The 26,230-nt window shown below is 42.2% G+C and carries 23 protein-coding genes, 1 pseudogene and 1 riboswitch; of the genes and pseudogenes, 13 read left to right on the forward strand and 11 right to left on the reverse strand.

What is annotated here, in order from left to right; all coding sequences use genetic code 11:
- Positions 1-9: 9 nt before the first annotated feature.
- Positions 10-384 carry a glycine cleavage system protein GcvH gene (gcvH, locus tag C1A47_RS05480; protein ID WP_111893213.1) on the reverse strand — a complete coding sequence of 125 codons (375 nt, stop codon included), beginning with the start codon at positions 382-384 and terminating at the stop codon, positions 10-12.
- Between the two features lie 360 nt (positions 385-744).
- A riboswitch (glycine riboswitch) is annotated at positions 745-833 on the reverse strand.
- Between the two features lie 323 nt (positions 834-1,156).
- On the opposite strand from gcvH, the gene C1A47_RS05485 reads away from it, so the two are divergent.
- Positions 1,157-2,227 (forward strand): aromatic ring-hydroxylating oxygenase subunit alpha, encoded by a 1,071-nt coding sequence (locus C1A47_RS05485; RefSeq protein WP_111893215.1) that lies wholly within the window; start codon positions 1,157-1,159, stop codon positions 2,225-2,227.
- A 12-nt stretch (positions 2,228-2,239) separates the two neighbouring features.
- Positions 2,240-3,187: a PDR/VanB family oxidoreductase gene (locus tag C1A47_RS05490; RefSeq protein ID WP_111893217.1), complete on the forward strand. Its 948-nt coding sequence runs from the start codon at positions 2,240-2,242 to the stop codon at positions 3,185-3,187.
- Between the two features lie 48 nt (positions 3,188-3,235).
- Here the strand turns inward: C1A47_RS05490 and C1A47_RS05495 are convergent, their stop codons facing one another.
- From C1A47_RS05495 to mhpT, 3 genes are all read right to left on the reverse strand, one after another.
- Entirely contained in the window at positions 3,236-3,925 is a 690-nt protein-coding gene (locus tag C1A47_RS05495; RefSeq protein WP_111893219.1) for a GntR family transcriptional regulator, read from the reverse strand.
- A gap of 194 nt (positions 3,926-4,119) precedes the next feature.
- Complete coding sequence (locus tag C1A47_RS05500; protein WP_111893221.1) at positions 4,120-4,563, reverse strand: MarR family winged helix-turn-helix transcriptional regulator; 444 nt, start codon at positions 4,561-4,563, stop codon at positions 4,120-4,122.
- A gap of 59 nt (positions 4,564-4,622) precedes the next feature.
- Positions 4,623-5,846: a 3-(3-hydroxy-phenyl)propionate transporter MhpT gene (gene mhpT, locus C1A47_RS05505; protein WP_111893223.1), complete on the reverse strand. Its 1,224-nt coding sequence runs from the start codon at positions 5,844-5,846 to the stop codon at positions 4,623-4,625.
- 269 nt (positions 5,847-6,115) lie between these two features.
- Between mhpT and C1A47_RS05510 the strand changes: the two genes are divergently transcribed.
- The 7 genes from C1A47_RS05510 to C1A47_RS05540 all read left to right on the forward strand — a co-directional run bounded on the left by C1A47_RS05510 (position 6,116) and on the right by C1A47_RS05540 (position 14,963).
- A complete protein-coding gene (locus C1A47_RS05510; RefSeq protein WP_111893225.1) occupies positions 6,116-6,949 on the forward strand; it encodes a p-hydroxycinnamoyl CoA hydratase/lyase in 834 nt (277 codons plus the stop codon).
- A 35-nt stretch (positions 6,950-6,984) separates the two neighbouring features.
- Positions 6,985-8,436 (forward strand): aldehyde dehydrogenase, encoded by a 1,452-nt coding sequence (locus C1A47_RS05515; RefSeq protein ID WP_111893227.1) that lies wholly within the window; start codon positions 6,985-6,987, stop codon positions 8,434-8,436.
- A gap of 85 nt (positions 8,437-8,521) precedes the next feature.
- On the forward strand, positions 8,522-10,408 hold the full coding sequence (locus C1A47_RS05520) for a feruloyl-CoA synthase (RefSeq protein ID WP_171294339.1): 1,887 nt from the start codon (positions 8,522-8,524) through the stop codon (positions 10,406-10,408).
- A gap of 74 nt (positions 10,409-10,482) precedes the next feature.
- Positions 10,483-11,619: an acyl-CoA dehydrogenase family protein gene (locus tag C1A47_RS05525; protein WP_111893231.1), complete on the forward strand. Its 1,137-nt coding sequence runs from the start codon at positions 10,483-10,485 to the stop codon at positions 11,617-11,619.
- A gap of 54 nt (positions 11,620-11,673) precedes the next feature.
- On the forward strand, positions 11,674-12,897 hold the full coding sequence (locus tag C1A47_RS05530; RefSeq protein WP_162625920.1) for an OprD family outer membrane porin: 1,224 nt from the start codon (positions 11,674-11,676) through the stop codon (positions 12,895-12,897).
- A 28-nt stretch (positions 12,898-12,925) separates the two neighbouring features.
- Positions 12,926-14,479 (forward strand): tannase/feruloyl esterase family alpha/beta hydrolase, encoded by a 1,554-nt coding sequence (locus C1A47_RS05535; RefSeq protein ID WP_111893235.1) that lies wholly within the window; start codon positions 12,926-12,928, stop codon positions 14,477-14,479.
- Between the two features lie 73 nt (positions 14,480-14,552).
- On the forward strand, positions 14,553-14,963 hold the full coding sequence (locus C1A47_RS05540) for a PaaI family thioesterase (RefSeq protein ID WP_111893237.1): 411 nt from the start codon (positions 14,553-14,555) through the stop codon (positions 14,961-14,963).
- Positions 14,964-15,051: 88 nt separating this feature from the next.
- Here C1A47_RS05540 and C1A47_RS05545 read toward each other — a convergent pair whose 3' ends face one another.
- Positions 15,052-15,600: a helix-turn-helix domain-containing protein gene (locus C1A47_RS05545; protein ID WP_111893239.1), complete on the reverse strand. Its 549-nt coding sequence runs from the start codon at positions 15,598-15,600 to the stop codon at positions 15,052-15,054.
- A 95-nt stretch (positions 15,601-15,695) separates the two neighbouring features.
- Here C1A47_RS05545 and C1A47_RS05550 point away from each other — a divergent pair, with 95 nt between their 5' ends.
- The 4 genes from C1A47_RS05550 (at position 15,696) to yddG (ending at position 20,101) form a co-directional block, all read left to right on the forward strand.
- On the forward strand, positions 15,696-16,367 hold the full coding sequence (locus tag C1A47_RS05550) for an AzlC family ABC transporter permease (RefSeq protein ID WP_111893241.1): 672 nt from the start codon (positions 15,696-15,698) through the stop codon (positions 16,365-16,367).
- A complete protein-coding gene (locus C1A47_RS05555; protein WP_111893243.1) occupies positions 16,364-16,687 on the forward strand; it encodes an AzlD domain-containing protein in 324 nt (107 codons plus the stop codon). Before C1A47_RS05550 ends, C1A47_RS05555 begins: the two co-directional genes overlap by 4 nt.
- A gap of 543 nt (positions 16,688-17,230) precedes the next feature.
- The gene (locus C1A47_RS05560; RefSeq protein WP_111893245.1) at positions 17,231-18,793 is read left to right on the forward strand and encodes a mechanosensitive ion channel; all 1,563 of its coding nucleotides are present in this window, start codon (positions 17,231-17,233) and stop codon (positions 18,791-18,793) included.
- A gap of 402 nt (positions 18,794-19,195) precedes the next feature.
- On the forward strand, positions 19,196-20,101 hold the full coding sequence (gene yddG / locus C1A47_RS05565; RefSeq protein WP_111893247.1) for an aromatic amino acid DMT transporter YddG: 906 nt from the start codon (positions 19,196-19,198) through the stop codon (positions 20,099-20,101).
- A 270-nt stretch (positions 20,102-20,371) separates the two neighbouring features.
- On the opposite strand, the gene C1A47_RS05570 is transcribed toward yddG, so the two are convergent.
- The 6 genes and pseudogenes from C1A47_RS05570 to C1A47_RS05590 all read right to left on the reverse strand — a co-directional run bounded on the left by C1A47_RS05570 (position 20,372) and on the right by C1A47_RS05590 (position 26,229).
- Positions 20,372-21,535: a hypothetical protein gene (locus tag C1A47_RS05570; RefSeq protein ID WP_111893249.1), complete on the reverse strand. Its 1,164-nt coding sequence runs from the start codon at positions 21,533-21,535 to the stop codon at positions 20,372-20,374.
- Positions 21,536-21,719: 184 nt separating this feature from the next.
- Entirely contained in the window at positions 21,720-22,073 is a 354-nt protein-coding gene (locus C1A47_RS05575; RefSeq protein ID WP_111893251.1) for a cupin domain-containing protein, read from the reverse strand.
- Positions 22,074-22,085: 12 nt separating this feature from the next.
- A complete protein-coding gene (locus C1A47_RS05580) occupies positions 22,086-23,402 on the reverse strand; it encodes an NAD(P)/FAD-dependent oxidoreductase (RefSeq protein WP_111893253.1) in 1,317 nt (438 codons plus the stop codon).
- A gap of 12 nt (positions 23,403-23,414) precedes the next feature.
- On the reverse strand, positions 23,415-24,620 hold the full coding sequence (locus C1A47_RS05585; RefSeq protein WP_227539739.1) for an FAD-dependent oxidoreductase: 1,206 nt from the start codon (positions 24,618-24,620) through the stop codon (positions 23,415-23,417).
- A pseudogene (locus tag C1A47_RS17840) lies at positions 24,609-24,770 on the reverse strand (rubredoxin); the annotation flags it as partial. The pseudogene C1A47_RS17840 and the gene C1A47_RS05585, both read right to left, overlap by 12 nt.
- 28 nt (positions 24,771-24,798) lie before the next feature.
- Complete coding sequence (locus tag C1A47_RS05590) at positions 24,799-26,229, reverse strand: aldehyde dehydrogenase family protein (RefSeq protein WP_111893257.1); 1,431 nt, start codon at positions 26,227-26,229, stop codon at positions 24,799-24,801.
- Between the last annotated feature and the right edge of the window lies 1 nt (position 26,230).

The raw sequence follows: 26,230 nt of genomic DNA on the forward strand, positions 1-26,230 counted from the left end.
GCTGCCCCCTTAAGAATTGATGAACGCTTCATAAGCATCTTTGTCAAACAATTCAGCAAATGCTGCAGCATCGTCAGCTTTCATACGGAAGAACCAGCCTGCACCCATTGCATCTTCATTAACTGTTTCTGGTGCATTGACCAATTCTTCATTGATTTCCAAGACTTCACCAGAAAGTGGCATATCAATGTTACTTGCAGCTTTTACCGACTCGATCACAGCAACTTCTTCACCTTTGCTGTACGCTTTAAGTTCTGGCAATTCAATATAAACCACATCACCTAAAGCATCTTGCGCATGCTCAGTAATTCCTACGGTAATGCTACCGTCTTCTTCCAAACGTAACCATTCATGCTCAGCGGTAAAACGAATTGTTGACGCCATGACAAATTCCTCAGTCCTTCACCCGAAAAGGCAGTTAATTGCAGAAAATTTACTCATTTCTCAAAAATACACTGTTTAAGGTTTAGGCATGTCAAATTTCAGACAGCATGCAGCTAAACCGCCTTAAAGTTTAAGACAGTGCTTGAGAACCTAATGGGAAAGTTCGGAAGTTGTAACAACTAAGAAAGCTGAACGTGTCAGTTGCGAGATGCGACATATGACCACCCAATTCCATAAGTGAGTAAATATGCCCCATCTGTCTATGTACCTGAGAGCTTCAATATGTAGCAAAACAGTATGGCTACATATTTTCCTCCTTCGGTGAATCACACAATGCAGGTGATTTCTCTCCAGATTTTTATTGAGATTACAGTCCTTTTGCCTGAGAGTTTCCGGGGTCGTTGCTCCTTCGGCGAGCCTATGGGTGACTTCTCTCCTGTAATGCGCGTATTTAAGCATAAATAATGCCAAACATTCTACATAGACCTAAGTTATATTTTCGATCACTCCTCCCCTCACCCTAATGATTTAAACGATAGGTCAAGATCACTTGACTTGGTTTTTCATCTCGGCATTAATATTACTGGATCCAATTTTAAAAATTCTTGATTTTTACAATCAAACCTGATTGTCGAGCAGAATTAACCTATAAATACCATTACACCAAACCAAAGTGTCACAAATAAAAAACAGAAGCATATTGACTAAAATTTAACAACTCGATAAATTGGATCCAATAATAAAGGATTTAGTGATAAAGGAGTCATCACAGATGTGGATTAAAAATGCCTGGTATGTTGCGTGTCGCCCTGAAGAAGTTCAAGACAAACCCTTGGGTCGCACCATTTGTGGTGAAAAAATGGTGTTTTATCGTGGCAAGAATCATGTCATCGCGGCAGTTGAAGACTTCTGCCCACATCGTGGTGCTCCACTCTCACTCGGTTATGTCCAAGATGGTAATTTGGTCTGTGGCTATCATGGATTGGTCATGGGCTGCGATGGAAAAACGGTAGACATGCCAGCTCAACGCGTGAATGGATTCCCTTGCAACAAAGCCTTTGCTGTGGTTGAAAAATATGGCTTTATTTGGGTTTGGGCTGGAGAAAAAGCCCTTGCCGATGAATCTAAGTTACCCCATTTAGAATGGGCCGATCATCCCGAATGGCAGTACGGCGGCGGCTTGTTTCATATTCAGTGTGACTACCGCCTGATGATTGACAACCTCATGGACTTGACCCATGAAACCTACGTACACGCCAGTAGCATTGGACAAAAGGAAATTGATGAAGCACCGCCTGTCACTAAAGTGAATGGTGATCATGTGGTGACTGAACGCTACATGGAGAATGTCACTGCTCCTCCGTTTTGGAAAATGGCACTGCGAGGCAACAACCTAGCCGATGATGTCCCTGTTGACCGTTGGCAACGTTGCCATTTCTATACGCCAAGCAATGTGCATATTGAAGTGGGTGTCGCCCATGCTGGACATGGAGGCTATCATGCCACAGCAGACAAAAAGGTTTCCTCGATTGTGGTGGATTTTATTACCCCTGAAACCGAGACCTCACACTGGTATTTCTGGGGAATGGCACGCCATTTTCAGCCTGAAAATGCTGAATTGACCGAGCAAATTCGTGCAGGTCAGAACACCATCTTTAGCGAAGATTTGGACATGCTGGAACAGCAGCAACAAAACCTGCTGCGTCATCCGCAGCGCCAATTATTAATGCTGAATATTGATGCAGGGGGTGTGCAATCGCGCAAAGTGATTGAGCGTTTATGTGCCGAAGAAAATCAACAAACACAGACCACGACAAAATTTCCCAATATTCACGTGATTTAAAGGAACAATGATATGGACGTCATCATTGATAAGATTCACCAGCTCACCGCCAATATTCGAGCTTTTGAACTGGTTGCTGCCAATGGCACAAAACTACCGACTTTTAGTGCAGGTGCGCATATTGATGTGCATCTCAAAAATGGCTTGGTTCGACAATATTCCCTCGCCAATGCCAGCCATGAACAGCACCGCTATGTGATTGGTGTATTACATGATGAAAATTCACGTGGCGGCTCACGTTGTATGCATACTCAATATGCTGAAGGTGATCGGCTTCAAATTAGCAATCCACGAAATTTGTTTGCGCTGCATCCAGAAACACAGCAAGCGGTTTTATTTGCAGGTGGCATTGGGATTACGCCCATTCTGTCGATGGCGTATCAATTAAAACAGGCGAAAATTCCTTTTGAGCTGCATTACTTTGTGCGTCAGCATGAAATGCTCGCCTTTTATGGCAACCTGACAGCGCATTTTGCGGATCACATCCATTTTCACATTCAGGATCAACCTGAAACCCAATGTGATATGGCTCAGGTTTTGAGTGAGGTTTCAGCTCAGCGACATCTTTATGTCTGCGGCCCAACGGGTTTTATGGAATTTGTCATAAATTCTGCCAAACAGATAGGCTGGCAAGATCAGCAGTTGCATCAGGAACATTTTGTGGCGCAAGCTCAAACCGATGCCAGTCAAAATAAACCCTTTACGTTACAGATCATCGGTTCAGATCGAAAAATCCCTGTGCAAGCCCATCAAACGGCAACTCAAGCACTCATTGAACATGGCTTTGATGTACCAATTTCCTGTGAACAAGGCATTTGTGGGACATGTGTGACTCGCGTGGTTTCAGGTGTACCTGAACATCGGGACGTATTTATGACCGATGAGGAACATGCCTCGAACAACCAGTTTACCCCATGCTGCTCACGCGCTCACTCGGATACATTAGTGATTGAACTTTAAAGCCAAATGCTTCTTTATATTTTAAATATCATGATGTAGAGAAGCGCTCTAAACTTTTTGTTCAGATAAAGCCCTGCGCACAGCTTCACCCAAAATACTGACGCCACTATGTTCACGCATCAGGTCTTCTGCACGTCCCGCCTGCCGTTTCAGTAAAGCATCGTAGATGGAACAATGCTGTAAATGCGCATAATGCAACCGATGAAATTCTGAGAGCCCTTGGCGCTGGTCATACGTAATAGCTTGTGCAGATGCCATTGGTAATTGATTGTTATTATTTAAAGCTTGCTGTAAGGCAATATTGTTAGCAGCCTGAATAATGGTTTCATGAAAAATCTGGTTGTAATGATGGTAGGTTTCCAGTTCTTCATCTCCCAATTCTGTTTTATTAGCAAATAACTGATCTATTTCCTGAATACATTTACGCAGCGTTGCTTTTTGTTCTTCGCTTAAACCCTGTTCTGCCACGGTTTTTGCCGCCAGCCCCTCCAAAACTCCACGCACCTGCACGGCATCATAAACCAGTTTTTCTGAAACCTCACGTACCACATAACCACGGGTCGGATTTTTAACCAGTAAACCTTCTTGCTCAAGTAAACGAAAGGCCATACGCACAGGCTGGCGAGATACTCCAAGCAACTCGGCTGTCGGGATTTCAGCAATACGACTCCCACCGTGCAATTCACCTGTAATAATCATTTTTCTGAGTTTGAGTAGAACCTGTTGTCCTGACGACATTGCCTATCCACTTTTTAAAGGTTTAAGCACGATGCTACTCATAGTGATGTCAGGTTGCAATGATTGTCCCTTTCACTTGCAGACTTTTTAGCATTTCAGAGCATACTACACATTAGATTTCTTTCATAAATTCCTTTTCTCTCTCCCTCTGAGAGAAAAATAGAGACCGTGTAAACAAAGATGAAAGAGAGCTATTATTTTAAATTACTGACCATAATTTCGAGGTTATTGCGGATCAGCATGGCTAAATTCATGTCGATGCCTTGCAGCATTTTTTGCTCCAGATTTTCAACTACCTGATTGCATTCAGCAAGTTTGGCATAACCTGAGTCAGTGAGTTGAATCAGAATACGACGTCCGTGAGTCGGGTCGGCATGACGCTCAATCCAGCCTGTCGCCATTAAATCTTGCAAAATTTTATTGGCCGATTGCGGCTTAATAAATGAACGCTCGGCAAGCTTGGCATTCGACAGCGAGCCTCGAGCCGCCAGCACCGAAAGTGCCGTGTACTGAGGTAAAGAAATCTCCAGTGCTTTGAGCTCTTCCGTAAGCAGTTTGCTAATGATGCGATCCACACGCGCAATCATATAACTCAACTTTGGAGATTGATTGGTCGGTGCTTTAACAATTTTTTCCATATTTTTTACAAACAATGAAGAAGTATGATTTTTTCAAATCATACTTCAATTGCCCAAGATTAAGTAGATTCGTAAGCAACCTCGGTTGTTGGTTTTGGCTTACGCACCAACAGCAGCGCTGAAATTGCTGCAATTAAAATAACAGGAATGGTTGCCCCAATCACCATGCTTGAACTACTACCTAGCGACAGCAACATCCCCGCCAACAACGGCCCTGCAAATGAGCCAATTCGCCCCACAGCAACAGCAGTTCCCACACCTGTGCCACGCATTTCAGTTGGGTAGAACAATGCAGCCAAAGCATACAAAGCAGCCTGCCCACCCACAATAAACATGCCACAAGCGATCGCAGCCAACACTAGAAGCGCGATTGTTGGCGAAATGGCCAGACAGCAAAGTGAAGCTAAAATGCCAATATAAATAAACTTCACCACAAAGTTCATACGGAGTTTATCAAGCAACATGCCCATCATGATTGAACCAATGATTCCGCCAAGGTTGTAACCGATTTGCACATAGTTGGCTTGCAGCTTTGACAATCCTTGTGCACGCATGAGCAGCGGCAACCAGTTCAACAAGAAATACAGCACCACCAAGGTACAGAAGAAGCTGATCCAGATTTGCAACGTTGCAAAACGACGCTCTTTAGCAAACAACACTTCAAAAAATGGAACCGCTGAAGTCTGGACATGTGAACTGATATAGGCTTTTGATTCGGGTAAAAACTTAAGTAATAACGGAATCAACAATACAGGTGCCAAGCCCCCAATATAGAAAATATGCCGCCATTCACTATCGCCCGCCAGTGCCATTGCCACAAATGACGTCAGCATGCCGCCAAATGGAATGCCACTGTACATCACACTGACCGCAGTTCCCTTTTGATGATCAGGCACAGCTTCAGATGCCAAAGTAATCATCATCGGTAGTGCACCGCCCATTCCAAGCCCCGTACAAAAGCGAATCAGTAACAGCAGATTATAATCATGGGCAAGTGCCGTTAAGATCGACATCACACCAAACAGCAAAATACTAAAAATCAGGACTTTTTTACGTCCAATGATATCGGCCAAACGTCCACCGAGTACAGCACCAGGTAAAGTACCCAATGTCGCAGCACTAAATGCCCACGCCATATGCGCATTGTCTAATGCAAACTCTGCCCGCATTCGAGGTGCGGCAACGCCCATAGACTGTAAATCAAATCCTTCAAAAATTGCGATTGCAAAACAGAGCAATAGGGTGATTTTCACCTTGCCTGCATGCGCCAAAGCTTTATCCATAGTCTTATCCTTGTTCGTTCCGATTGAAATATCCGTTCAATCCCTTTTCATGAGTGATCACAAAAACAACTCATCAAAAATATCAGTTAAACTGATTTAAAAATCAATACATTTATTCACTAATTTTAATTATTAATATTTTTATTTATAAATTTTAATGATTTAAAAAATAAATTTCAAAAATCACAAAAAAGACTTGAATGTAAGTTTAACTGATATTAAATTAATTTCATCGAACAAAAAATTGTCATTATTAAAGGAGTAATGCCATGACATACCAAAATCGCTGGGAAACTGTGGACGTTCAAGTTGAAGCAGGTATTGCATGGGTGACACTGAATCGCCCTGCCAAAAAAAATGCGATGAGCCCAACTCTCAACCGCGAAATGATTGATGTTTTAGAAACCATCGAACTCGATCCAAATGCCAAAGTTTTAGTCCTCACTGGTGCAGGTGATTCATGGACTGCGGGCATGGACTTAAAAGAATATTTCCGTGAAGTCGATGCACAACCTGAAATTTTCCAAGAGCGTATTCGTCGTGACTCATGTCGCTGGCAGTGGCAGCTCCTTCGCATGTACTCAAAACCAACCATTGCCATGGTCAATGGCTGGTGTTTTGGCGGCGGATTCTCACCTCTTGTCGCATGTGATCTTGCAATCGCTGCTGATGAAGCAACGTTCGGTTTATCTGAAATTAACTGGGGCATTCCACCAGGCAACTTGGTCAGCAAAGCCATGGCAGATACCGTCGGACATCGTACTGCACTGTATTACATCATGACGGGCAAAACTTTCACGGGCAAAGAAGCAGAAGCTATGGGACTCATCAACAAAAGTGTTCCATTGGCTGAACTCAAAGCCGAAGTGACTGAACTGGCGAACATTTTGCTTGAGAAAAACCCTGTGGTGATGCGTACTGCGAAAAATGGCTTCAAACGCTGCCGCGAACTGACTTGGGATCAAAACGAAGACTACTTATACGCCAAACTCGATCAGTGTATTGCTCGTGATGACGAAAATGGCCGTCAGGAAGGTATGAAACAGTTCCTTGATGACAAATCCATTAAACCGGGTCTACAAAGTTACAAACGTACAGGCTAATTTCACGTTATTTTCATTTTGGTAAGGATACCTCCATGCAACATGTACAGTTACTTATCCATGGTCAGGCGCTCGACGCGACCAACCAAGCTGCTTTTGAACGAATCAGCCCGATTGATGGTCAAATTGCCAGTATTGCCGCTGCGGCAACCTTGGCAGATGTTGATCGTGCCATTGAATCGGCTCAGCAAGCCTTTGCGGTCTGGTCAAAGTTGTCCCCGACTGAACGACGTTTACGCTTACTCAAAGCTGCCGACCTGATGGATCAACATACCGAGCGATTTATCGAGATTGGTATGCGTGAGACAGGTTCAACCGCGACATGGTATGGGTTTAACGTACATCTTGCAGCCAATATGTTACGTGAAGCGGCTGCCATGACCACCCAGATTGATGGCAGTCTGATCCCTTCCGATGTCCCGGGCAACCTCGCGATGGGTATGCGTGTTCCTTGTGGGGTTGTGGTCGGCATCGCACCGTGGAATGCACCCATCATTTTAGCAACACGTGCACTTGCCATGCCGCTGGCCTGTGGCAATACCGTGGTGTTAAAAGCCTCAGAAGCCTGCCCTGCAACCCACCGTTTGATTGGCGAGATTTTAAATCAGGCAGGTTTGGGTGATGGCGTGGTCAACGTGATTACCCATGCCACGCAAGATGCACCTGCGATTGTGGAACGTCTGGTGGCACACCCTGCGGTGAAACGGATTAATTTCACAGGCTCAACCAAAGTCGGCAAAATCATTGCTGAAACTGCGGCCAAATACCTTAAACCTGTATTGCTTGAACTCGGTGGCAAAGCCCCTGTGGTCGTGCTCAATGAAGCCGATGTCGATGAAGCTGTGAATGCGGTCGCGTTTGGTGCGTTCTTCAATCAGGGGCAAATCTGTATGTCGACTGAACGTGTCTTGGTTCAGGATGAAATTGCCGATACCTTTATCGCGAAACTGATCGAAAAGACCCGTTCACTCAAGGCAGGAGACCCAAGCAGCAATCAATACAGTCTGGGTGTTTTAGAAAGTGCTCGTGCAGCAGCACGTATTCAGCATTTACTCGAAGATGCGCAATCACATGGTGCTGAACTTCCGCTTGGCATTCAGATTCAGGACTGCGTGATGCAGCCAACTATCGTACTGAATATTCAACCTGAAATGCTGCTATATCGTGAAGAATCTTTTGGCCCTGTCTGCACTGTACAGCGCTTCAAAAGTCTAGAAGAAGGCATTGCCCTCGCCAATGACAGTGAATTTGGCTTATCTGCGGCGGTTTTTAGTCAAAATATTGCCCAAGCCTTAGAGGTTGCCAAACAAATTGATTCGGGAATCTGCCATATTAATGGCGCAACCGTACACGACGAAGCGCAAATGCCTTTTGGTGGAACCAAATCAAGTGGTTATGGGCGCTTTGGCAGTAAAGCTTCGATTGGCGAATTTACCGAATTACGCTGGATTACCATTCAAACCCAAGCGCGCCATTATCCGATTTAAACGTCGGATGTGGCACTAAAAACTTAAATAACAAATTGCATGATGCAAAAAATATAACGTGCGGTGAAGCACCACTTTCCAAGGAGTGAAAGCAATGCAAATCAATGCGACTCAATCTCAAGACCGTGAACGATATGTTAAATTAGGTCGACACGATATTGACGCGATCTATCGCGATGATGCGCTCTATATCAATCCAAAAGAAGAGCTGAATGCCTATCCGCAAAAACTGACTGATCGTCTGATCCATTTTGCAGAGCATAAACCTGAGCATATTTTTGCAGCAAAACGTAATTCACAAGGCGAATGGGTCAAACTCAGTTATGCCGAAACTCTGCAACGCGCATGGCATATTGCACAGGCATTACATGACCGTCAGCTCAGTCAAGAACGTCCACTGCTGATCTTGTCAGGTAATGATCTGGAGCATTTGGTGCTATCGATGGCAGCCATGCTGGCTGGTGTACCCTTCTCAGCCGTATCTCCTGCCTACTCCCTGATTTCAAAAGATTTTGGCAAGCTCAAACATATTTTTGAAGTGCTGACCCCTGGCATGATTTACGCCAATGACGGACAGGCTTTTGCGACTGCTGTAGAAACCTGTAGCAATCCTGAGATTGAAATTGTCACCAATACGGGCTTGATTGGTACACACACCTGCACTTCTTTTCAGTCTCTACTCGATACACCTGTGGTCGATGTACAAGAGTTTTATCAAACGCTGGATGAACATCAGATTGCCAAGTTTTTGTTTACCTCAGGTTCAACCAAACTTCCGAAAGCCGTACCGACCACACATTTGATGCTTTGCGTCAATCAGCAAATGCTGCTGCAAACTTTTCCCGAGTTTGCAGATACACCGCCCGTGCTGCTCGACTGGCTGTCTTGGCATCACACTTTTGGCGGCAGTCACAATGTCGGCATTGCCCTATATAACGGCGGAACGATTTATATTGATGATGGTAAACCTGTGGCGGGCAAGTTTGAGGAAACCATTCAAAACCTCAAAGAAATTTCACCGACTGTATATTTAAACGTCCCGAAAGGCTGGGAAGAACTCACCGATGCCTTGGAACGCGACGCCCAGCTTCGTGAGCGTTTTTTTGCCAAAGTCAAAATTCTATTTTTTGCAGGCGCAGCACTGTCTGAAGCAGGCTGGAACCGTCTGGACAAAATTGCACAGGCGCACTGCGGTGAAAAAATACGAATTATGAGCGGCTTGGGCATGACTGAAACTGCACCATCCTGTGCCTTTACCACAGGGCCACGGGTTATGGCAGGCTTTATCGGCTACCCTGCACCAGGTTGCGAAATCAAACTGGTTCCTCATGGTGACAAAATGGAATTCTGTGTGCGTGGCCAACATGTCATGAAGGGTTATTGGCGCTTAAAGGACGATCAAAAAAGCACGGTATTTGATGAAGAAGGTTTTTTCCATACGGGCGATGCAGTCCGACTGGTCGATGAGCACGATCCGAGCAAAGGCCTGATGTATGACGGACGCATTGCTGAAGATTTCAAACTCAACACAGGCACATTTGTGAATGTGGGAACGCTTCGCAATAAGGTGCTGATCCAAGGTAATTTACTGATTCAGGATGTCTGCATTACAGGCTCCAATCTGAATGCCATCGGCTTCCTGATTTTCCCGAAACTGGATGCCTGCGCACACTATGCCAATTTGACTTTGGGTGAGCATTCGCCTGAAGAGATTCTCAAACATCCAAAAGTTCAACACTGGTTCCGTCAGTTTTTAGCAGGTTTCAACAAGGATGCCACTGGTAGCTCCAACACGGTCTCTATGCTGTATTTAATGAGTGAGCCTCCCCAGCTCGATGCAGGTGAAATCACCGATAAAGGCAACCTCAATCAGGGCAATATCAACAAGCGTCGTGCTCCACTGATTGAAGAACTGTATCAAAAACAAGGTGACAACCCACTGATTATTCGTGTCCCTGTCATAAAAAACTAAATCACTGAATTTAAATAAAAACTCAAAATTTATATTTTGGGTTTCCCCAAACTTTGCCTAAAGAAAGGTCAAATATGCAAAACGATAGCGAATTTGAGCTGTTCCGTGACAATTATCGACGCTTCTTGAATGAACATGTGGCTCCTTATTACGAGCAATGGGAGGAACAGGGTTTAATCCCGCGTGAGTTATGGAACACACTCGGTGAGAACGGTTTTTTATGTGTCGATGTCCCTGAAGAATATGGGGGTTACGGCGCACCTATTGAATATTCACTGATGCTGGTTCAGGAAACTGCACAGGCTGGTTTTGCCGCTTTGGCGGTAGCGATTGGTGGGCAAAGTGAGTTGGTATCGCCTTACCTGCAAAATCTAGGTTCGGAACAACAAAAGCAGTATTGGCTCCCGAAAATGGTGACAGGTGAAGTCGTGACTGCAATAGCTATGACCGAAGCCAATGCAGGTTCAGACCTGCAAGCGATTCGCACCCAAGCCATCTTAGACGGCGACCACTATGTGGTGAATGGTTCAAAAACCTTTATTTCCAATGGATTACATGCTGACCTGATTGTACTGGTGGCTAAAACCGACCCGCAGGCACGCGCCAAAGGCATTTCAATTCTCTTGGTCGATGCGCATCTCGATGGTGTAACAAAAGGTCGCTCATTCAAAAAAATTGGACTGCATGCCCAAGATACGGCTGAACTGTTTTTTGATGATGTCCATGTACCCGTAGCGCAACGTTTGGGAGATGAAGGCAAAGGCTTTGCCTACCTGATGCAGGAACTGCCACGTGAACGCCTCAGTATTTCAAAGATGGCACTCGGTTCAATTTTAGGAGCGATTGAAATCACCAGAAATTATGTCCAAGAACGCAAAGCCTTTGGGCAACCTTTAAGCCAAATGCAGAACACCCGTTTTGTGCTGGCGCAAGCACATATCAAAGCCAAAGCAGCACAAGCCTTTGTCGATCAATGTGCCGAGATGTACAGCCTAGAACAACTCAGTGTCAGTCATGTTGCCGCTCTAAAATGCTTTATTACCGACACCCAGTGCGAAGTGGTCGACCAATTACTGCAACTGTTTGGCGGCTACGGCTATATGCAGGAATACCCGATTTCACGCTTTTTTGTCGATGCACGGGTGCAAAAAATTTATGGCGGCACCAACGAAATTATGAAGGAAATCGTGGCACGCGAACTGTTTTCTTAACGCAGAGATTTGCTCTGTTTTCTTATTGATTAACAACAATGGATGTTGAACTCAATGCAAAAAAACGTATTACTGAAGTTATTCATGACTTTTGGGGCTTTATGTACCTATCAAAATAGCCAAGCGGCATTTTTTGAAGATGCAAAACAGGATATTACTTTAAAAAGTTATTATGATCATAAAGATTATGACAACAATACGGGCAATATTAATAGCTGGTCACAAGGGGCACTTTACAAATTTACCTCGGGCTATACAGACACCCCTATTCAGGTGGGTTTAGATGTGTCCTTAAAATATGGCATTTCCACTCAGGACAACGTCAACCGTAACATGATCACCAGCTATGAATCAGGCCCAAATAAAGATAAGGATTTATTTAAACCTGGAGCGACCCTAAAACTCAAATATCAAAATTCTGAACTGAAAATTGGTGAGTTTTATGGTGATCAGAATTTTTATGCAATTGGCGGTGACCCATTCCTGCCAGGGACATTCTGGGGAGTCAAATTCAACCAAAAGGTCAATGATCACTGGTCATTTAACATTGGACGGATTTTTAAAGGTACCCGTCCTTATGAAGATACGATTGCCAAAGTTGCACCCTCTGCGATTCCCCATTTAGGAACGTATTATGAGGCAGATTATCTCGATCAGGTTTCAGTAAAATACAAACAAGATACTTACGATGTGAACTATGATTTTTGGCATCTGGACAATATTTTCACGCATCACTTTCTTCACATCACCAAAAAACTGCCCAATGATTTTTCGGTCTCCACCAAACTCTTAAAAACTGATGATAGCGGTGCGAAAAAATATGGCGACATTAACGCAGGTCTTGCAGGTGTCCTTGTTTCCAAGAAAATTGACAATCAAAAATTCTCTTTAGGTTATCAGCGCGTATTTGGTAATTATAGCTACAACGATTATGGTGGTTTGTTGCCTTACAACCTGTTTACAGGAACGACTGTTGCCAATGCAGGTCGGGCTGAAGATGAACGCTCGTATTATGCTTTCTATGATTATGATTTTGCAAAACATGGTATCAACGGTTTTGTGGCACAACTTTACTATATCTACGGTGACCACATCAGTTATAAAACCTTAAAAAATCGTGATGAAACCGAATACGGCGTGAATTTAACTTATCTCATTCCATCAGGGAAATTTAAAGGATTTGGGATTAAAACCATCTGGTCAAACTATGACAACAACTATAGTTACCGTGGTTTTAATGATGTCCGTACATGGCTGTACTATCGCCGATCTTTTTAATGAAGAATCAAGATAAAGGAATAAGTAGATGATCAATAAAAAATATTTGCTGTGTCTCTCCACTTTAATTTCGGGATTCAGCTATGCCAATACACCTAACTTTGCTGAACAATGCCAGAACCTAAGCCATCTACAGTTATGGAATACGCAAATCACCTCAACCAGCGTCACACAAGACGATAACGGCAAAAATGTCTGTCTGGTTCAGGCATCATCTGAAAAGCGTCAAGGTGTTGGGCAAGACTACGAAATCAAGATCGAAATGCGTTTGCCTGAGCAATGGAATCATAACTTCTTATTTCAGGGCGGCGGTGGAATGGACGGTATTGTCCGTCCTGCCGTGGGCAAACTCTATCCCAAAGAAAGTACAGCACCGAATGCTTTAAGTCGTGGCTACGCTGTCGTGTCTACCGATTCGGGACATCAAAGACCCGATGCCAGTTTTGGACAAGACCAGCAGGCCAAGCTCGACTACGCTTACGCGGCTATTGGTAAAGTGACAGTCATTGCCAAACAGATTATTCAGAAATTTTACGCGGCAGCTCCCGACAAGTCTTTCTTTATGGGCTGCTCCAACGGCGGACGTAGTGCTCTGCAAGCGGCTATCCGCTATCCAACTGAATTTGATGCTGTTTTAGCCCTTAATCCTGGGCTTCGCCTGAGCCGAGCTGCAATTGCCCAAACATGGGATGTGCAACAACTCATGAAAATTGCACCAAAGGTTAATCAGACCCCGATTTTAGCCAATGCCCTGACCCAAAAAGATCTGGATATCGTGCAACATGCCATTTTAAAGAAATGTGATGCTTTAGATGGAATTAAAGATGGCATTATCAATAACCAAGCCGCCTGTCATTTTGATATTCGCCAAGTACAGTGCAAGGTCGGAGATAAGGGAGAAAACTGTCTAGCTCCTGCAAAAGTTCATGCTTTAGATCAAATCTTTAAGGGCGTTAAAGATTCTAAAGGCAATGCGCTGTATAACTCATGGCCATATGATGCAGGAATTAATGCCGCAGGCTGGCGCGAATGGAAACTCGGGACATCACAAGATGTGACTTCCAATGCCTTAAATGTCAAATATGGCAATGACTCATTACCACGCTATTTTATGAATCAGAAGGATTCGGCACAATTTAACCAGTTGACCTATAACTTTGACCATGCTCTTGAGCAAGTTAATGAAACTGCCCGCATTAATGATGCCGATGCTGTAGATTTCTCAACTTTTAGTCATCGTGGCGGCAAGCTGATTATTATTCATGGCACCTCTGACCCTGTGTTCTCGGCCAAAGATACCATCGACTGGTACAAAAAAGTTCTCAGTTACAATACAGGAAATTTCAGTCGTTTATTTTTAGTTCCAGGCATGAACCACTGTGGAGGGGGCAATGCACTCAACAATATGGACGCTTTATCAACGCTGGAAAATTGGGTGAAAACTCAAAAAGCCCCAGAATCAATTGCAGCCACAGGAAAATATTTACCTGACACCACGCAACCGATCTGTGCTTATCCAAAACAGGCATTTTATCAGCAAGGTAAAGACCCGAAACAACTCAGTAGCTATACCTGCAAATAAAGAAAATCAGCCTTTGCTCACCAGCTGAGTCAAAGGCTGATCAATCAGAATAAATGAAGAAAAGGCGCTGAATATGAATGCATTATTTCTTGATCCACTCCCACCGATTCATCATCTGCTTGGTGGGCACGATATTCAATGGAATGCGGATAAAACGGAACTCAGTATTCGTTACATGGCATTAGAAAGTTTTACCAACCCGCGTGGTACGGTGGAAGGCGGCATGATTTGTGCAATGCTCGACGATGTTATGGGCTTATTTGCCTATCTTGCTAATAATCAAATTCCTGCGACCACCATTAACCTGAATACCGATTTTCTACGCCCGTGTCAGGTGGGTGAAGTCATGACACACTGCCGTTTTATCAAACAGGGCAACAACATTTTAAATATTGAAAGTGAAGCATGGCAAAATGAAAAACTGATTGCGCGGAGTACCGCTAACTTTATGGTGCTTGCCCCTCTAAAAGAGAAAAATGCTTAGCGCCTGATGGTCATGCACAATCCAATACCCGCATGACCATTCACGACTTCTTTAATAAATAACCTTGAAAATATGAGTCATCAATCTGTTAAGTTTGTTCAGAAATCAGTAGCGCCCGCGTGCCATCTTCCAATGCCTTAAAAATATGTTCCTGATCAGCAGGATAGCAAATATAGTCTCCCGCATTCAGCTCTACAGGGCTATCTATTAGCCCAACCAAAGCCTTACCCTGCATCACAATAATATGCTCAATCGAACCACGAGGATGCGGATGCGAAACCCTCGCTTCATCTGGCTCGGTAATCAGCAAGTAAACATCACGACGCGCATTCAACGGACAATTTGCCAGTAAGATCGCCTTATAGTGGGCAATTTCAGACTCAACCGATGGGCCTTCGCCAAAGCGAATAACCTGCACATTTGGAGTAGGCGCTTCGATCAGGCGCGCAAATGGAATGTCCAAAGCCACACATAAGGCCCATAGTGTTTCCAGACTCGGATTACCCTGTCCTGCTTCCAGTAATGATAGGGTCGATTTGGCAATGCCTGCCCGACGAGCCACTTCAGCCAGTGAAATCCCAACGCGTTGTCTTTCTCGAACTAGATTTTGGGCAATAATTTCTATGGGTTGCGTCATTCTTGCAAATCATCCATTAAAAAAAACGTTCGTTCGTTTTGACAAACGATACCAATTCAACCATTATATCGGAAATTCGTTCGTTTCATCAGACTATGCGTATTTCCAATTCTATCTCTCGGCTTCCATCAGCCACCTTGAGAGCCATTTTCTTTGTGTGTATTGCCACAGGAATGGTGGGAGTTTCACTGGGTTCACTGGCATCGAGCTATCACGTTCCACTATGGATTCCACTGTCTTTGTCGATCTGCGTCTTGGCAGGTACAGCCGAGTTTATTTTTATTGGTTTTCTCATTACAGGCGGACACCCCATCACAGCAGCCATCACTGGCCTGTTGGTCAATTTAAGACATTTGCCCTTTGGAATTGCGGTGCATGAATTGATTCAGGGCAAGTTTTTACATTTTTTTGGCTGCCACATCATGAACGATGAAAGCGTTATGTTTGGACTAACCCAAGAAAATCCTGAATATAAAAAACTGGCGTATTGGGTCTGCGGTATTTGCATCATGCTGTGCTGGCCACTTGGTGTTTTCATGGGCTATTTCATTGGGAAAATTATTCCAAGCCCAAGTAGTTTTGGTCTAGATACCCTGTTTCCAGCGATTTTATTTGCCTTGATCTGGAATCAGCTCAGAGATTCAACATCTATCCGTCAGTCAGCCCTGATTGGATCGGGCTTAACCATTGGCTCAGTCAGCATCTTACCGATGGGTTTACCCATTCTGGTTTCGTTACTGGGCCTATTTTTTGCGAGAAAGAAATGACCTCTCAAACCAGCATCATTGGCGGCATGATTCTGCTTGCCGTTGGTACCTATCTGATTCGCTACGCGGGTTTCAGTATTGGAGCGCGGTTTCCATTTTCCGATAAATACCAAGAACTTCTTTCAGGCGGTGCAACGACCCTGCTTTGTGCAATTGCAGTGATGACCACCTTGTTTGAAGGGCAACATTTTGCAGGATTCGCACGACTCATTGGCGTGGGCATTGCCATTCTTTTGGTCTGGAAGCGTGTGCCATTACTGCTGATTATGCTTTCGGCAGCTGGGATAACAGCTGCACTACGCTACTTGGGAATGTCTTAGTTTTTTAATGCTCAATCATGTGGACACTTTTCAACAATTCCCTGTGAGATCGCTAAAAATGCACAAAATTGCATCACAGTCTTGGCTTTACAATTCCTAAGTTTCCCAACAAATCTGCCGACAAATTTCAGTCTCATTTAGAGCGTGGCGGTACACCTCTCATTCAATTCGTTTTCAGCACACTCAATGCCCGATTTTCTTATATATGCAATGGTGAATGACCTGAAAAATCAATTCAAAGCGAAGGCATATTCAAGTGGCTTTTAAATTCTGATGATGACTAAATCATTTAAATAAGCACATCATTAAAATCATTTTAAGTAATTAAAAACAAAAAAAATATTTTTTAGCCGTAAAAAATAGGATTTACGATCTTGGCTTTTGTATCCATTTCACAGTGCTTTTGTTTGTTTTTTGCCCTAAGCATTGATTAAAAAACATTCAAATTCTAAGGTTGAATTGAACATGTAACATCTCACAAAAAAGCAAAACAGATATAGGTAAAAAAAAGGAATACATCATAATTCAAGAGGGCTAAATCACATGAATAATTTTTTAACTGGAAGTCCTCAGGGACCGCATACCGATGCCATGTATTACTGGTACCAGTTTCAACCCATTTTATCGGCAGTGGTGATTCTCGTTCTTGGCTGGATCATTGCACTCATGATCGCCGCAGGTGTTAAAAAACTTCTGCAAAAACTCGATACTAATCATCGACTTTCCTCTGTCACAACTACTGAAAGCAACTGCTTTCCAAACATTGAAAAAATCGTTTCCAAAATCGTGTTTTGGTTCATCATGATTATTGCTGTGATTGCAGCGTTGAATGTGCTGAATCTCAACAGTGTGAGTGGGCCATTTAGCAACATGTTGGCTCAAGTCTTGGCATTTATTCCGAGTCTACTGGCTGCAATTGCTGTCGGGTTCATTGCATGGCTCGTGGCCAAACTCATTCAAATCGGATTACAACGAATTTTAAACCGTACTCAACTCGATGAAAAACTCAGTGCAGAAGTTGGCGTTCGACCAATCAGCAAAAATATTGCAGATATTGTCTACTGGCTAATTTTATTGCTGTTTCTGCCCATCGTACTGTCCATTCTTGGTCTGACTGGTTTACTGCTACCTGTGCAAAATATGGTGAATGAAGTCGTCTTGTTCCTGCCAAATCTGTTTATTGCAGGGGTGATCGTCTTTGTCGGTTATATTTTGGCAAACATCGTGCGTGGCATTGTCGAAGGCTTGCTACGCAGTTTAGATGTTCAATCTCAGGTACAAAAGATTGGGCTATTTAAGACAGGGAATCTGCCCCACCTACTTGGCTCTTTCGTCTTCACGCTGATCATTATTACTGCACTGATCATTGCTTTTGAAGCTTTGGGTATTGAAGCGATTTCACGCCCAGCGACAGCCATGCTGTCTGAAATTATGAATGCCATTCCACAGATTATTGCGGCAGGATTGATTCTGGTGATCGCTTATGTGGTTTCGCGTTTTGTCGCACGAATGGTCACTGAAGTCGTTGCTGGAACAGGTGTCGATGAGATTCCTACCAAGCTCGATCTGCAACGCTTTTTAGGGGCAACTAAAATTTCAAATGCGGTGGGTGTTCTGATCGTATTTTTCACCATGCTATTTGCAATTTCTGAAGCTGCTAACCGTTTGGGCTTCGAGCAAGTCAGCGGCCTGATTGCCATGTTTATCCATTTTGGAAGTAACATTTTATTGGGTGCTGTCATTCTGGTGATCGGTTTCTGGCTCGCCAATCTGGTTGCCAATGCCCTTCAACGCGGAGAATATAATTGCTCTCGCTGGTTAGGCAGTTTGGTTCGTGTCCTGATTTTAGGCTTGGTGATCGCAATGGGTTTACGTGCCATGGGCATCGCCGACTCAATTGTGAATTTGGCCTTTGGTTTAACCTTAGGTTCAGTCGCTGTTGCCTTTGCTTTGGCCTTTGGTTTAGGTGGTCGCCAACCCGCAGAGCGCTTGCTTACCGATTTGCTGGATAAAGCCAAACAGCATGCCGACAAGTCTTGTCATTCAAATCCATCTCTTGAAAAAGAGACTGACTCAACGCCACCCGATCATAAAGATGATCTTTGATCTGATCCAAATCGGCTTGAAATGACCACAATGATGTGGTCATTTTTTTGCAATCTTCACTTTATTGAGCCACTAATAACCTTACAATATCCAGTTTAAACTGTCTTAGACAATTGTATGGTACGTCCCCTTTACCAGACCATTTAGAACCTCTTAACCAACAAAATGACAAAAGTTTCCTTTCTTCAATACACTCTATACTAAGTCAATCTAATGATTAAATATTCGGCCAATCAATAAAAAATTATCTAAATACTCTTACAATTAGCACATTATATTTTTTTAATCCAAATATTTTATTCATGATAAAAAATCATAAGTTCATGATTTTTTATCGCCTGAATCAAACTATTAAATCCTCAAAGGAAAAATTATTATTTATTCTTTAGCCAGACAAACCGTATGAACCGCCAATTTGCAACATTAGTGGGTATATCTGCTTTATTACTTTGGTCTACACTAGTAGCTTTACTTCGGATTTCAACACAAAAATTTGGTCCTATTTTTACAGTCACTTATGTCTATACATTAAGTGCTATAATTCTATATTTATCTTACGGGCTACCTGATTTCAAAAAAATCTCTAAGAAATTTTTATTTATATCTAGCCTACTCTTTGTTATTTTTGAGTTATGCTTTGCATTTTCAATTACTTTATCAAACTCTTCTGAAAAATCTATTGAGATGAATATAATTTTTAGTATATGGCCAACTTTAATTATTTTAATGATGACATTTCTAAAAGAAGAAAAAGTTAATTTTTTGACTATTATCGGCATATTGGTTAGTTTTAGCGGAATTGTTTTAATTAATTATCATAAAAATTTAAATTTTGTAGATAATTTCCATAAAAGTCCAGTCAGTTATGTTCTTATTTTTATTGCCTCTATACTTTGGGCGATATATTGTATTTATACAAAAAAACACAGTAATGGAACTAATGCTATTTCTTTGTATTTTATCTTAACCGCTATTGCATTATGGATTTTAACCTTATCAACTCAAGGTTTCCATCTCCCCACAGTAGAAAGCTTTATGAGTTATACTGTTATTGGTATAAATGCAGTTTTCTTTGCTATGGGATATTTAGCATGGAATACAGGAATTATTAAAGGCAACATGCCAGTATTAATTATGTTATCTTATTTTTCACCCATTCTTTCATCAGGATTTTCAACTATAGTTTTGCATTCTAGTTTATCATCTAATTTTTGGTATGGAGCTTTAACTGTTACTTTTGGATCATTAATTTGCTGGCTTTCTATTCGTAAAAATCATAGTATCAAAGAACTTAAGTTAGCTTCATAATTGATATAAACTAGATAATTTACACGAGGTTTAAAAAATGACTATCAAGAAGTAAAATAGTCATTTTTCGATAAACCAATAATTTACCTCTAATAAAATAATATTTTTTAAAAACAGACTTCATAAAATATAAAAATTAATCTAATGATATAATATTTAAATATTGGATTGCATGATTAATATTTAGAAATAAATAATCAGGAAGCCATTAGCTTCCTGAATAAATTAACACCTTAAATAGGTATTCTTTCAAAAAAGACTTGTTAAGTTTTAGAAATTATAAATAAACATGATATTTAACAATTTATTCCACTTTCCATCATCACCTTGTGCTAGTGAGCTTAGCGTTCCACCCACAAATGGATCATTCTTACTCATTACGTATTCGGTGTATAAAGAGATGTTTTTGTGATTCCAAGCAACACCAACGATATTACGTTCTGAATTAGAAAAACTTTTGTCTTTCTTGTCAAAACCACTAAAAACAACATATGGTGTAATATTCAGTAAGTTGTGTACATTGTTAAATGTATAGTTTAAATCTACCGAATAAAAATAACCTTTGTTAGCAATTTCGTATTCTGTATCAAATGAACCAAAAGTTGATAGCGTTGGATCTAGCTGATCTTTATTGTTGATCGACGTTTTTCCGCCTGTTAGAGAAATACCTAAATTTTTATACTGAATTGTATTAAAAAGTGCCCAAGCGTTGCGTGATCCATTTTGGGCGGTATTTTTATTTTTAATATCTGAATGCCAGTAACTTCCACCTACAGTCAGTTTTAAATCATCATTATCTAATGGATGAATATCTTGACTAACACGAGCCATCCACATATTTTTTTCTTGTAAATTCGTCTCAGACGAATTCACTAAATTCGCAGTATAGCGTGCTGAATCTTGGCTTGAACCATGATAGTTGCCACCATCCGTTAAAAAATATACCAAGTCGAACTTGGTTGCTGAAGGCATTTCAAAATGATATTTCACCCCTAAATCATGCGCATCTTGCAAACCAATTGTATTGTTAATACCTGCATAAAAACTGCTGTCCCAATATTGTCCTGGCCCAAATGGTATAGGCTGTAAACCTACAGTGATATTGTCAGTTTGATTCAGTTTATACCCCATATAACCATCAACCAAGGTTGAGAAGTCACATAATTTGCTATATTGATAACAACGGTACTCAGCATGTCCAAATAAATTCTTTGATTGGTAATCTAGTTTTAAAATACCTGCATCAAATTGTACTTTTTGATCTGATGCCGATGTTCCATACTGTTTATCCTGATAACTGGCACGTACAGTACCTGAAACAGTCAAAGCACCTAAATCACTGTCTGGATTACCTACAGTTATCCCTGCAAATGTTGGTAAGCCAATACCAGCTGTTAATAGACCTATACCAGCTTTAAGAAAAACTCGATTCATTTAGTTACATGTCCTTTTTTAAATGAAACTTTTAAAAAAATTAATCCTTTTTATTTCAACTTTCAGGTCACTTGTTGATTCTTGAATATCGTGTCCTGAAAATTATTTTGGAATCTATTTAGGATCATTAAGAACCTAAATAGAAAAAGAAGAATGAATCGCTTTGATTTAAGAATATGTTGGCTTAGGCAAGACCATGCAGTTCTTTCCAGTTACCTGGATGCACAACATAGCCAAATAATGCATGCCCACCATAAACAAGCTCGGTTCCTTCTGGAATCCAAAGCATTTGTCCTGGACGGACTTCATACTTTTGACCATTTGCTGTCAATTCAAAGCAGCCTTCGATCACAAAAATGACTTCGTCATAGAGCACTTTCCAAGTCACTTCTGCTCCTTCCCAACGTGCAAAACCAATTCCCATATTGGGCGACACGTCAGCACCTAATGCTCTTGCTACGTAGGCTGTACCATTTGGAGTTTCACCACGCAAATTAAAATTGAGATGGGCACTGTCAACTAACTTCACTTCTTTCATGACTTTTCCTAATTACAATTCACTGCGACTGCGCCATTTTTCAAATGCAATACGCGTTTTCACCCCCATTCCCAAAAATGGTTCTGGTGGATTTAAACTCGGCATACCTGTTACATACTGAATATCATTTAAGGCTTGAGAATCTGAACCAACAGCTAAGTCAGCCAATAAAGTCCCCGAAATGGTTCCCCATGCAGCACCAACCCCATTATCACAAGCGCTGGCAAAAACCCCATCTTCTAACTGACCGAAGAAATTAGTGAAGTTGCGTGAAATTGCATAAACTCCACCCCAAGTATGGGTAAATGGAACATCAGCCAAGCCTGGATAGCGTGCTAAATATGCTTTGCGATGATCTTCTTGAATCCAGCGTCGGGTTTCATCACTCACATTTGCGCCATACTTTGGTACATGTTTATAAGTATTTCGAATCAAGATACGACGATCTGCTGTCATACGTAAGGTTGTACCTGCATGATCAGCTGGGGTAAGTCCCCAATCCAATTTACCGTGATAACGCTTCATTTCTTCATCAGTTAATGGACGAGTCCAACTAGCAAACGTCATAACAGGTAAGAGACGATTCTTTAAATACCCAAATTCTTTCGTAAAGATACTCGTCGCTAATAGCACTTTAGGTGTAGTGATAGCACCATTGTCCCCTTGGAGAATCCATTGACCATTATCTTTTCTCAAACTGCGAACTGGAGACTGCTCCAATAGCTCAACATTTTGAGGTAGATGATCTCCCATGCCTCGTACCAGAGCTGCTGGCTGCATTAAATAAGAGCTAGGCGTAAAAATAGCTCGGCTATAATAATCTGTACCCAATACTTTCTTGAGTTGCTCTTTTTCTACCCAGTGATAAGGTTCGCCCAAATCTTTCATCAAGTGCTCAAAATGATTGAGATGTGCCTCACCTCTCTCACCAATCGCTCCTTGATATTTCCCAGCTGCAGACCATTGGCACTGAATATTGTGTTTTTTAACTAAACCTTCCAATTGTGCAATTGCCGAACGGTTTAACTTTAATAATTTTTGCTTATGTGCTGGATCTGGGTGCCCTAATGCAAATTTATGCGGTAGATCAATCACAAAACCCGAGTTACGACCAGAAGCACCTTCTGCAACACGTTGGGCATCAATTAAAATAATACGAGCATTCGGTTTTAGCTCTGCTAATCTGCGCGCTGCTGCTAAACCTGCAAAACCCGCTCCAATAATTGCATAATCAGCTTTTTGTGAACCAGTAAGCTTTTTAGCTGGCGCTGCTGGTGGCAATGCTGCATACCAACCACAAGTATGATCATCATTCGGTAAAGCAATCATTTTGTTATTCCCTTAAACTGTGGATGGACATGTATTCAATTTTCCAACCCATTGACTACGCTGCTGCTGTAACTTATGACCAAGTAAAGCAAAACCTGTTAAATGACCCGTTTCATCATAAAAGCCTGCTGCCCATTCACCATCTTGTTGTTCCACACGCCATTCACCCATACCCGTTGCTGGTAAAACCGATAATGGTAAGATTGGTGTTTTGACTATGACTGGTGTGGCTTTGAGTGTTGCATCTGTAGGTTGTCCTAAAAGGCTATTTACTAATGCAGGAAGCGCTTGATTAATTGGATTGATATAAGGTGCCCATTGACCTTCAACTTCTGCACAGTCACCTAAAGCAAAAATCGAAGCATCACTACTACAATGATCAAGATTGGTACGAATACCCCGTCCTGTTTCAAGACCTGCTGCTTGTGCTAAAGCAATATTTGGACGCAAACCTACAGCACTAAGAATTAAGTCCGTCTCTAGAAGTTGCCCATCTTGTAACTGAACTTGATATCGATCATGCACGGCCTGAATTGAATGAATACTATTTTGTAATTTCCATTCAACCCCTATCTGGCTAAGTGCATTTTGTAACGCATGACCTAATTCCTTTGGAATTAGACGCCCCATTGCTGATTGACCTAAACCAACAACAGTAACCTGAATACCATGTGCAGCAAGATCATTGGCAAATTCACAACCAATGAGTCCATCTCCTAAGATCGTGACATGCTGTTTTCCACTCAATTGCTGACGGAAACGACGATAATCGTCTAAGTCATTAACACTTAAGGTCGCTGCATCTTGACCTTCAACAGGAATCACGATAGGTGTTGCGCCTGTAGCTAGAACCAAACGGCCGTAAGGATATTCACCAATTGTGGTCTGAATTTTTTTGTTAACGCGGTCGATATGAGTCACTTTAGTATGCGGATAGACGCGTATATTTAGGCGTTGTTCCCAACTGAGTGCCGACTCACGGACTAAACTCTCTCCATCTTTACCCAATGCAAAAGCATTTGATAAAGCAGGTTTACTGTAAAGAGCACCATCGTCAGCTGTAAATACGGTAATAGACAAATCGGGAGATTGGGCACGTAAAGTTGAAGCCAGTTGATAACCTGCATGTCCACTACCAATAATGACAATCGGTTCAATAACCGGAGCGACTACAATTTGTGGTTGCTCCTCAAGATCAACATCGGTAATGTCAAGCATTTCAAAATCTGCTTTACCCACTTGACAATCAGGGCATAACCAATCTTCAGGGACATCTTCCCATTTGGTACCTGGTGCAATTCCATCATCAGGCCAGCCTTTTGCTTCATCATAAATCCAGCCACAGACAATACATAACCACTTTCTCATCGTGTCTATTCCCTTTTCTCGTACTTATTTACGCGTGATGTTGCAAACGAATACCAATATTGCGCGTTTGCACATAACTGTAGATGGCTTCCTGCCCTTTTTCACGACCAAAACCAGATAAACCCACACCACCAAATGGTGTCTCAATACCGCCAGCAAACCATTCGTTAATAAAGACCTGACCAGCGATCAGTCGATTTGCCACTCGAAGTGTCTGATTTAGATTTTCACCAAATACACCAGCCACCAGACCAAAGTCTGTACCATTGGCAATGGCAACTGCTTCATCTTCATCCTCAAACGGAATAATGACTTGGACAGGGCCAAAGACTTCTTCTTGTGCAATTGACATATTTGCCGTGGCTTCAATAATGGTTGGTAATACAAAGTAGCCATCCAAATCAGCAGCTTTCCCACCCGTTAAGATGTTTGCACCCTCTTGACGAGCTTTTTCAATCATCGTGAGGATTTGTTGCTGTTGATCTTTAGAAACAACTGGCGTCAACTCAGCATTGGATTCACCAATACCAATAGTCAGACTCTCAGCTAGGCTTACTACCGCAGCTTTTACTTCTTCATAACGGCTACGCTGTACCAATAATCGAGACATTGCGGAACAGACTTGGCCAGAGTTATAAAAAATACCAACTTTTACACTCCGCAATAATTGCTCAAGATTGACATCGGCAAATGCAATAGCGGCTGATTTGCCACCAAGTTCCATAACAGATGGAGTGGCACGTGCTGCGGCATCTTTTAAAATACGTTGCCCTGTTGGTACAGAACCTGTGAACACGATTTGGTTGGTTTCCTGATGCGTCACCAAATGGGTACCAACTTCAGAACCCTTACCGCAAAGTAAATTCACTGCGCCTTGAGGGAATCCAGCTTTCTCAATGGCTTTAATTAATAAAACCATCCCTAAAGGTGAAACTTCTGGTGACTTGATTACAACCGCATTCCCTGCTGCCAAAGCTGGCGCAAGTGAGCGAGCACAAATTGATACAGGAAAGTTCCAAGGCACGATCTGAACCGAAATACCCATTGGAATGTATTGGGTAAAATCAATATAGTCCTTGCCTAAAGGGACTGAAATCCCTTCAATTTTATCGGCCATCCCTGCGTAATATTCAAAATAGCGTGCAGCCTCATCAAATTCTTCACGGGCAGTCTGTAGATTTTTACCATTTTCACGGCAAAGGATAAGTGCTCCTTCTTCAGTGATTTCACGGATCGCCTCAGCTGCTTTGAGTAACCATGCTGTACGCTGTGCAGGGCGAACATCCGTTAATGCACCACTATTTACACAGCGGCGCGCTGCAGCCATTGCTGCATCCGCATCTTCAATACTTGCTTGAGCAACTGTTGCAAACACTTTATCTGTTGCCGGATTGATAACCGCCAATTGGCGAGAAGCATCTCGCCATTGACCATCAAAATAATTGAGGTAATGTTGCATA

The sequence above is a fragment of the Acinetobacter sp. MB5 genome (assembly GCF_003261585.1).
Taxonomy (GTDB): domain Bacteria; phylum Pseudomonadota; class Gammaproteobacteria; order Pseudomonadales; family Moraxellaceae; genus Acinetobacter.